Here is a 3,804-nt window from a genome sequence, read left to right as displayed (position 1 = left end):
TTGAGGTGGCCAATTACCTAATTTTCAGGGAAAAAGTGCCTAAATTTCCCCCCGATCACTGCCATATCCAGTACTTTTTAAGTTCCAAAAGGTCTAAAAGTCTTACCCAACAAGGTTTTTAGCTTTATTCAGCAAACCCTAACTACCCCTTGCATGAGTGCCTATCCTAACCAAGACATTAATTTTGCACGACTACTTATCATGTTTGATTCTCCTGTTGATCTCCTCATTCTCTCTAATGGTCCGGGAGAAATATCTACATGGGTGCGTCCAGTTGTCAAGAGATTGCGACAAAACTTAACAGAAGATCGATCGCTGTTGCGGATTTCGGTGATTCTTTCCCCTTGTACTCATTCTATGGGGGCGGAAACGGAAGTAGTTAGGAAATATCCGGAGGTCGATCGAGTCCAGTCGCCAGAAAACTTCTTTAATTTTCTTTTCTGGGGAAAAACCGCCGATAATTGGGATTGGCACCCCAAGGGCATCGTTTTATTTTTAGGGGGCGATCAATTTTTTGCCCTCACCATCGGTAAACGTTTGGGTTATCGCACCGTTATCTATGCGGAATGGGAAGCGCGTTGGTATCGGGGGATCGATCGCTTTGTCGTGATGAATACAAGTGTATTAAATAATATTCCCCAACAATATCAGCATAAATTTACTGTTATCGGCGATTTAATGGTGGATTTGCCCACTGCTATCACCCCTGATGACGCTACCTTAATCGCGCTCCTCCCCGGTTCCAAACCCTCGAAATTAGCCCAGGGTGTACCCCTAACCTTAGCCATTGCTGAAAAGATACACGCACACAATCCCCAGACTAAATTCTTAATTCCCGTTGCTCCTACCATAAATTTAGCTTATTTGGCGAAATTTGCCGATCCTAGCTATAATCCGATGATTAATAAAACTGGTTGGAGTGCTGCCAAATTAAAAAACGGTGAAAAACCCTATCTAGAAACAGCTAAGGGGGTAAAAGTTGACCTAATTACCGCTTTTCCCGCTCATAATCAGCTTTCTCGCTGTCATTTAGCTTTAACGACGGTGGGTGCTAATACTGCTGAATTAGGGGCGCTGGCAATCCCGATGATTATTTTACTACCGACTCAGCAACTAGACGCGATGCGGACTTGGGACGGTTTACCCGGTTTATTAGCCCAACTGCCGGGGGTGGGTTCTTTATTTGCTAAGATAATTAATCTCTATATGTTGCGGAAAAAGCGTTTATATGCCTGGCCAAATATTTGGGCCAGTGCCGAAATTGTTCCGGAATTATTGGGGGAATTACAACCAGAAGAAGCGGCAAATATAGCTATATCTTGGTTAGAAAATCCCGAACAATTAGAGGCTATCCGGCAAAAATTGCGCTCAGTACGCGGGCAAGCGGGAGCAGTGGATAAGTTAGTATCTATTATTGCAGAACAACTGTCTAGCTTCTAATCAATCGGAGAATTAAGCTTGTTGGTAGAGAGGATCAATTTCGATTAATTTATTAACAGTTTGATAAAATTCCTGCTGATAAAATTCCCGTTGATTGCTGTCGAGAGCATTAATTAATTGTTCTTGACAGTAGCGCCGATATTCCATTAAACTAATTTTTTCCATAGCTATAATAGCATTTTTGATCTGTTCTTCTGGCTGAAATATTTCCTGACTGGTATGTTCATTTAAGTGAAATAAAGAATTAAAATCACGATTTTGGTTCTCGATCATCAATAAATGATTCTGTAAAGCTGACACCAAATCTCTTGGGTTAGTAATTTGGGTTTCTAGCTCTAGAATTACTTGCCATAACCAACGATAATCAGGGAAATTAAAAATTAAATCTTTTTCATCCAAAGATTCTAAAATCATTTCCCGATATTCAGAGCGATGCAGATAGATTAATAATAGCAACCATTCGGCTGTTTCTGAGCCATTTTTTTCGGATTTATCTAAAATATTTTTCCTCTTAATTGCTGGGGATTTTCCCAGAGGTTTATTAACCTGTTTGGAGAGATTTTTGAAAACATAAGGCAAACGAGTCGCATCTTTTTGAGCCAAAATTTCAGCACAATAATCTAGATAAAAAGTGCGTTGATTGCTATCGATTAACTTTTGCAGTAACCTCACCATACTACTAGACACTTGTTGAAAATTTAGTCCCTGTTTTAAATCTTTATTGACCAACATTTGCGAGATTTGCCAATCAATCCAAAAAGGAGATTTTTCGATTAGTCCTCGATAACTATTCACCCCGTCAGTATGGGATTTAAGAAATTCATCGGCATCTTTACCATCGGGAAGATTGAGGATTTTTAGGTTAACTTGTCCTGAATACACTAGGGAGTTAATTTCCTCGATCGCTCGTTGTGTCGCTTTAATTCCTGCTTGATCGGCATCAAAATTAAAGATTATTTGTTTACTTTCACTGTAGCGCAAAAGTAATTTAATTTGCTCTTGACTTAAGGCTGTTCCTAAACAGGCAACCACATTAGTAATACCGGCAGCATGGAGAGCGATCGCATCAAAATAACCCTCCACAACTATGGCTAAATCTTGATGAATAATTGCCTGTTTAGCTCGATCGAGCGCAAAGAGAGTTTTTCCCTTTTCAAATAGAGGAGTATCGGGAGAATTTAGATACTTTGGCTGCTCATTACCTAAAGTGCGACTACCAAAAGCGATCGCTCGTCCTTGACTATCAAAAATAGGAATCATCAAACGATCTCGAAATTGATCGTAATAACCGCTACCATTTTGACGCGCTTTAATTAATCCTGCTTGTTCCACTAAAGCCACAGGATAGCGCTTTTGTTCCACTAAATAACGATAGAGAGTTTCCCAACCTTCCGGAGAATATCCCAGTTGAAAATTAGCGATAGTTTCTGCGGTTAGTTGTCGTTGTACTTTGAGATAATCTAACGCTTTTTCCCCTTGAGGTTGACTAAGGGCGTGTTGATAAAAACTCACCGCCACGGCCATTATTTCGTATAATTGTTCCTTGAGGGATAATTTCTGTTCTAATTCCTGACGCTGTTCTACTGCTAGAGTTTTAATCGGGATTTGATATCTTCTAGCGAGATCGAAAACCACTTCACTAAAAGATTGTTTTCCCACTTCCATGAAAAATTTAATCCCGTTTCCCCCTGCACCACAGCCAAAACAGTAATACATTTGTTTGGCAGGACTAACGGTAAAACTGGGGGATTTTTCCTCGTGAAAAGGACATAAACCGACGTATTCCCGTCCCCTTTTTTTGAGGACGACTCTCTCGGAAATTAAATCCACAATATCAATTCTTTGTTTAACTTCTTCGATCGTATCCGGATGTAGTCGCGGTGTATCCATAATCAGTTATCAGTAATCAGTCTATACCTAGCACCCCCACTAAGGCCCTTTTTGACTCCTGGAAATTCGCACCCATAAGTAATAAGAAAGGACTTGACTTTGGCGGCGGCTTGTGCTATGCTTTTCTCATAATGGGAATCCGTGCAATTTTTCTTAAGTTCAAATATTCCCATTATGAATAAAATCTTTTAAAAATATTATCTCAAAATCTCCCGACAAAAGCCAGCAAAATTTCGCCCATAATTGTTAAGTTTTGTTAAAAAGAAATGCAGAGACCGGCAGGGAAAGAAATGGTCACTGAGGGAGCATCTCATTTATGCAAGCGAGTAATTATTATAGAATCCATTTGGTATCTTTTATAATGTAGATGCCCTTGCTGAAAAGGTGACGCGAAAACCTTGTCCATTATAGGTTTCAGGGGAGAGAGTCTCTAGCCTGCGCGAGCGGCAATACTTTAGTCGGAACCCCGTTTTG

2 protein-coding genes are annotated in these 3,804 nt (G+C 40.1%); one reads left to right on the top strand and one right to left on the bottom strand.

What is annotated here, in order from left to right; all coding sequences use genetic code 11:
- The first annotated feature begins 201 nt into the window (after window positions 1-201).
- Window positions 202-1,440, top strand: a complete 1,239-nt coding sequence (locus tag IM319_RS10705; protein WP_287735572.1) for a lipid-A-disaccharide synthase — start codon at window positions 202-204, stop codon at window positions 1,438-1,440.
- Window positions 1,441-1,452: 12 nt separating this feature from the next.
- Here IM319_RS10705 and dnaG read toward each other — a convergent pair whose 3' ends face one another.
- The gene (dnaG, locus tag IM319_RS10700; protein ID WP_287735571.1) at window positions 1,453-3,330 is read right to left on the bottom strand and encodes a DNA primase; all 1,878 of its coding nucleotides are present in this window, start codon (window positions 3,328-3,330) and stop codon (window positions 1,453-1,455) included.
- Window positions 3,331-3,804 lie beyond the last annotated feature (474 nt).

The organism is Microcystis sp. M113S1, from assembly GCF_020246945.1.
Classification (GTDB): Bacteria; Cyanobacteriota; Cyanobacteriia; order Cyanobacteriales; family Microcystaceae; genus Microcystis.
The sequence above is the reverse complement of the archived record's forward strand: the minus strand, read 5'-3'. Positions and strand labels throughout refer to the sequence as shown.